The organism is Ruegeria sp. (assembly GCF_028066395.1).
GTDB lineage: Bacteria > Pseudomonadota > Alphaproteobacteria > Rhodobacterales > Rhodobacteraceae > Ruegeria.
On record NZ_JALCBM010000006.1, the window covers coordinates 86,786 to 91,004 of the forward strand.

General features: G+C 56.6%; 4 protein-coding genes. 1 reads left to right on the plus strand and 3 read right to left on the minus strand.

What is annotated here, in order from left to right; translation table 11 throughout:
• Window positions 1–35 precede the first annotated feature (35 nt).
• The 3 genes from mnmE to hemJ form a co-directional block, all read right to left on the minus strand.
• Window positions 36–1,322: a tRNA uridine-5-carboxymethylaminomethyl(34) synthesis GTPase MnmE gene (gene mnmE, locus MPJ51_RS03775; RefSeq protein WP_298381949.1), complete on the minus strand. Its 1,287-nt coding sequence runs from the start codon at window positions 1,320–1,322 to the stop codon at window positions 36–38.
• 27 nt (window positions 1,323–1,349) lie between these two features.
• Window positions 1,350–2,621, minus strand: a complete 1,272-nt coding sequence (gene rho, locus MPJ51_RS03780) for a transcription termination factor Rho (protein ID WP_298381952.1) — start codon at window positions 2,619–2,621, stop codon at window positions 1,350–1,352.
• Window positions 2,622–2,747: 126 nt separating this feature from the next.
• Window positions 2,748–3,197, minus strand: a complete 450-nt coding sequence (gene hemJ, locus MPJ51_RS03785; protein WP_298381955.1) for a protoporphyrinogen oxidase HemJ — start codon at window positions 3,195–3,197, stop codon at window positions 2,748–2,750.
• A 405-nt stretch (window positions 3,198–3,602) separates the two neighbouring features.
• On the opposite strand from hemJ, the gene MPJ51_RS03790 reads away from it, so the two are divergent.
• The gene (locus tag MPJ51_RS03790) at window positions 3,603–4,202 is read left to right on the plus strand and encodes a nucleoside triphosphate pyrophosphatase (protein ID WP_298381958.1); all 600 of its coding nucleotides are present in this window, start codon (window positions 3,603–3,605) and stop codon (window positions 4,200–4,202) included.
• Window positions 4,203–4,219: the final 17 nt, after the last annotated feature.

The window sequence follows — 4,219 nt, forward strand, 5'->3', positions numbered from 1 at the left end:
ACATCAAATCTCGAATGTTTCACGTGAAACACTCCTTACTTACCAAGGCAGAAGCTGGAAAAGATTTCGTCCAGCAATGTTTCCACATCAATCCTGCCAACCAAAGATTCCAGCGCACGTATTGCCGTTCGCAATTCTTCCGCAGCGATATCATACAGGTCAGGACCTGATTCCAGAACAACCTGAGCCGATGCAAGAGCATGCAACGCCTTGGACATCGCCATACGGTGGCGTTCTCGGGTAGCTATACCAGATTTAGTAGTTCGCTCACTCAGATTCCGCGAAATACCCGAAATAAGCTGATCAATACCCTGCCCCGTTTTACCGGATATCCCGCCAATCGAACTCTCCCGAAGATCGGATTTTGGCAGAACCTGAATGTCACCATCCTGCATGGGAACACCCAGATCTTCCGGTGTATCGGTCAGGAAAACACGCAGATCAGCGGACTCCGCCCGTTTGCGAGCCAGTTCGATCCCCAAGTTTTCGACGTGATCATCGGTTTCACGCAACCCGGCCGTGTCCAGCAAGGTCACAGGTAAGCCTGCCAAATCCATGCGAACCTCAATCACATCCCGGGTTGTGCCCGCGTATTCCGAGGTGATCGCGGCCTCTCGCCCCGCCAAGGCGTTCAGCAAGGTGGACTTCCCCGCATTCGGTAAGCCAACAATGGCGACTTCAAACCCGGTTCGGATACGTTCGGCGATCTTCACGCCATCCACTTCTCGTTCCAGATCACCCATGACGCCAGAAATCAGAGAGCGAACCTCAGGGGTGACGTCCGTCGGAACCTCTTCATCGGCGAAGTCGATCACCGCCTCTAGCAAAGACGCCGCGCGGATCAGATCACGCCGCCAACGTTCGGCCAAATCCCCCAAGGCACCCGAAAGGATGGTCTGCGCCTGAACCCGCTGCGCTTCGGTTTCCGCGTCGATCAGATCGGCCAGACCTTCGACCTGAGCCAGATCCAGCTTGCCATTCTCCAGCGCACGGCGGGTGAATTCGCCGGGCTCGGCAAGGCGCAGGTCATCCATGTCAGACAGGCTGCGCAGCATGGCATTGGCCGAGGCTGTGCTGCCGTGGATCTGAAACTCCACCACATCTTCGCCGGTGAAACTGGCTGGCGCCTGAAACGTCAGAACCAGCCCGTCATCCAGCACCGAGCCATCCGGAGCCCGCAAGCGGCGCATACGCATCCCGCGCGGCGGCAGGTCGCCACCGGCGACCCGGGTCGCCACTGCATGCGCATGGGGGCCGGACAGGCGGATGACCGCAACCCCGGCTTTGCCCTGCGCGCTGGCCAAGGCGAATATCGTATCCATTCGAAGGCCTCGCGGTTAAGACCTGTATCAGGTGTTCATCGAGTCGAAGAACTCACCGTTCGTCTTGGTCTGTTTCAACTTCGACAGCAGGAATTCGATCGCATCGGTGGTGCCCATCGGGTTGAGGATGCGGCGCAGGACAAAGGTCTTGGCCAGATCGCCCTTGTCGACCAGCAGGTCCTCTTTCCGTGTACCGGATTTGAGGATGTCGATGGCCGGGAACACGCGCTTGTCGGCGATTTTGCGATCCAGAACGATTTCCGAGTTACCGGTGCCCTTGAATTCTTCGAAGATCACTTCGTCCATCCGGCTGCCGGTGTCGATCAGAGCAGTCGCGATGATGGTCAGCGAACCACCTTCTTCGATGTTCCGCGCCGCACCAAAGAACCGCTTGGGCCGTTGCAGCGCGTTTGCATCAACACCACCGGTCAGAACCTTGCCCGAGGATGGCACCACAGTGTTAAATGCCCTACCAAGTCTTGTGATCGAATCGAGAAGAATAACAACATCTCGTTTATGCTCGACCAAACGCTTGGCTTTTTCGATCACCATTTCCGACACGGCCACGTGACGCGTTGCAGGTTCGTCGAAGGTTGAGGACACAACCTCACCCTTCACAGAACGCTGCATGTCGGTCACCTCTTCCGGGCGTTCGTCGATCAGCAGGACGATCAGATAGCACTCGGGATGGTTCTTTTCGATCGAATGCGCGATGTTTTGCAGGATCACCGTCTTACCGGTGCGCGGCGGCGCCACGATCAGAGACCGCTGACCCTTACCGATAGGCGACACCAGATCGATCACCCGGGCCGACTTGTCTTTGATAGTGGGATCTTCGATCTCCATCTTCAGACGCTCATCGGGATAGAGCGGCGTCAGGTTGTCGAACAGGATTTTGTGCTTGGCCTTCTCAGGCTCTTCAAAGTTGATCTTGGTGACCTTGATCAGCGCAAAGTACCGCTCGTTCTCATCCGGTGCCTTGATCTCACCTTCGACCGTGTCACCGGTGCGCAGCGAGTGCTGGCGGATCATGTCGGGTGAGACGTAGATGTCATCGGGACCGGGCAGATAGTTCGCCTCGGGCGAGCGCAGAAAGCCGAAACCGTCCTGCAGAACCTCAAGCACACCATCGCCACCAACGGTCCAACCTTCATCCGCACGTTCGCGCAGGATCTGGAACATCATCTCGCCCTTGCGCATGGTCGAGGCGTTTTCGATCTCCAGCTCCTCGGCCATGGCCAGAAGGTCTTTGGGGCTTTTGGCCTTGAGGTCAGCCAGATTCAGGGATTCAGTTGTCATGATGATACGAACCTTGTCCGCGCAGATCGCGGAGCGTCAGAGGAATTTCAAAACGGAAGATACGTCGCCCGGACGGGCGTGTTGACCCCTACATAAGCGCGACAGCCTTCGGAGTCAAACAACCCCTCAAAACTTCAGAACAACCGCCAGAACGATGATCACCATCAAAACGGTCGGAACCTCATTCATCATGCGATACTGCCGCCCAGTGAGCTTGTTTCGCCCCTCTGCGAAATCCTTGCGACGCGCCATCAGCCAGTGATGGAACCAGGTCATGCCAATCACGGCCGCGCCTTTAACCCATGGCCAGCTCCAGTCCCAGCTGACGATGCCGGGGATGAACACCATGATCAGCCCGCAGGCCCAGGCCACGATCATTGCCGGGCGCATGATCACCCGCAGCAGCTTTTCTTCCATTTCAAAGAAAATCTGTTGTGCGCCATCGACACCTTGCGCCTTTTCAACGTGATAGACGAACAGTCGGGGCAGATAGAACAACCCGGCCATCCATGAGATCACCGCCATGATGTGAACGGCCTTCACCCACGGGTAAATCGTGAAAAGAAGATCGGTCATTCTGGCTCCGGACGTTGCTTGGGTTCATCCCTAATAAAAAAATAAGAAAAGAAAAAGGATGATGGTTTTGTAGGGTGACCGGAATCCGTGGATTACTTTTTTACCCATGGGTTTTCCCCAGATGGGATATCTCACAGGCGCGGAGGTGTGATTCTGTGAATGTCAGAAATTTTATTTTAAATACAACATCTTAATCGCCGTATTCCAAATGATGGCTGGGGATAAGCCCCGGAATAACTCCGGACAATCGGGTTATCCCAAAGCGCAGACTTATCCTTGTCCCGCCGGGATAGCGCCCGAGCGAATCCCGGAAGTTTTTCGCGAAATTCCCGGGGTTGCGTGTCAACCGCAAAACCATACAAAACGTCCCTGAACGCTTAACGAATTGCACACGGGGTTTTCCACATGACTGTCCCCATACTCCTGGCCTCAGGCTCTGAAATCCGCGCGCAGTTGCTGCGCAATGCAGGCGTGCCTTTTGAGGTACAGATCGCCCGCGTGGACGAGGACACCGCCAAGCGCGCGCTGTTGGCCGAAGGGGCCACGCCGCGTGATATTGCCGACACGCTGGCCGAGATGAAGGCCCGCAAGGTCAGCGACAAACACCCGGGCGCGATGGTTCTGGGGTGCGATCAGGTTCTGGATTTCGACGGGAAATTGCTGTCGAAACCCGAAACGCCCGAGGACGCGCTGGCGCAGCTGAAGGCGATGCGCGGTAAGCGGCACATGCTGCTGTCGGCGGCGGTGATCTACCGGGACGGGGAACCCCTCTGGCGCCATGTCGGGCAGGTGCGTCTGCGCATGCGGATGAGCTCGGACGCTTATCTGCGCGACTATGTGGCGCGGAACTGGGACAGTATCCGCCATGCGGTCGGGGCCTATAAGCTTGAGGAAGAAGGCGTGCGCCTGTTCGCCACCATTGACGGAGACTATTTTAATGTCTTGGGTATGCCCTTGTTGGAACTGCTGAATTTTCTGGCCGTGAACGGAGTGATTGATCAATGACGGACCACCACATCCCA